The organism is Pseudomonas sp. BAY1663 (assembly GCF_000582595.1).
Lineage (GTDB): Bacteria > Pseudomonadota > Gammaproteobacteria > Pseudomonadales > Pseudomonadaceae > Stutzerimonas > Stutzerimonas stutzeri_AF.
The window spans coordinates 1-1,040 of record NZ_AZSV01000206.1 but is presented as its reverse complement, the minus strand read 5'-3'; the positions used below and the strand labels follow the sequence as shown (position 1 = coordinate 1,040).

Below are 1,040 nucleotides of genomic sequence, written 5' to 3'. Positions count from 1 at the left end.
GGCTCGACGACCGCGGCGAGATCCGCGTCGGCCGGCGCGCCGACCTGGTCCAGGCCCGCTCGCGCCACGGCCAGCCGGTGATCCAGCAGGTCTGGCGGCAAGGGCGGCGGGTGTTCTGATGCCGCGAACCGTAAAAGCACCGCCCCGGGATCGGGCCTCCCACGCATGCAACGGGTGCGCTCCGAACCCTTGTGGAAGGCGCGATCCCGCGGCGATAGCAGGCCTGCCAGCAAAAGCAGCCGGTACACACCGGACCGGTGGGAGGCGCGCCCTCGCGGCGATGCAGGCCACAGGCCTGCCAGCAAAACCGGATGCGCCACCGTGGGTCGAATCATCCACCCAGACCGATCCCGGCCGGCTCTATACTGCCTGCCCACCGCAGGCTTGCGACAATCGGGAGTACCCCCCATGCAAGGCCGCTTGATCTACCTGATCGGGCCCTCCGGCGCGGGCAAGGACAGCCTGCTCGACGCCGCCCGTACGCTGCTCGCCGAGCGCGGCGTGCGCATCGCCCGGCGGGTCATCACCCGTTCGGCCGAAGCGGTCGGCGAAGCCGCGCAGTCGGTGAGCACCGAGCAGTTCGAACGCATGGAGGCCGAGCAGGCCTTTGCTCTCAGCTGGCGCGCCAACGGCCTGGCCTACGGCATCCCGGCGCAGATCGACGCCTGGCTGGCGGCCGGCGAGCACGTGCTGGTCAATGGCTCGCGCGGCCACCTGCAGCAGGCGCGGGCGCGCTACCCGGAGCTGCTCGCCGTGCTGCTCAGCGTCGAGCATGACGTGCTGCGCCAGCGCCTGCGGGCCCGCGGCCGGGAAACCCACGCGGAAATCGAGGCGCGGCTGGCGCGCAACGCGCTGTTCGCCGGCGAGCTGGACGACTATCTCCGCCTGGACAACTCGGCCACGCTGGGCGAAAGCGTCGAACGGCTGCTGGCGCTGGTCGACGAGCACGCGCCATGCGCCTGACCCTGCTCGGCAGCGGCGATGCCGCCCAGGTGCCGGTGTACAACTGCGCCTGCCCGGCCTGCCGCGCCGCGCACGCC

At 72.2% G+C, this 1,040-nt stretch carries 2 protein-coding genes and 1 pseudogene; all 3 read left to right on the top strand.

Annotation, left to right across the window (positions count from 1 at the left end; translation table 11 throughout):
* The coding region (locus tag BAY1663_RS24355; RefSeq protein ID WP_128576467.1) for a PhnM protein at window positions 1-119 on the top strand (119 nt) is incomplete at its 5' end.
* Between the two features lie 289 nt (window positions 120-408).
* Window positions 409-963, top strand: a complete 555-nt coding sequence (phnN, locus tag BAY1663_RS22800) for a phosphonate metabolism protein/1,5-bisphosphokinase (PRPP-forming) PhnN (RefSeq protein ID WP_037045439.1) — start codon at window positions 409-411, stop codon at window positions 961-963.
* Window positions 954-1,040: pseudogene (locus tag BAY1663_RS24350) on the top strand (phosphonate metabolism protein PhnP); the annotation flags it as partial. The gene phnN and the pseudogene BAY1663_RS24350, both read left to right, overlap by 10 nt.

Excerpts from the sequence above, each read along its gene's own strand:
- phnN (WP_037045439.1), top strand. The coding sequence starts at position 409 with ATGCAAGGCCGCTTGATCTACCTGATCGGGCCCTCCGGCGCGGGCAAG.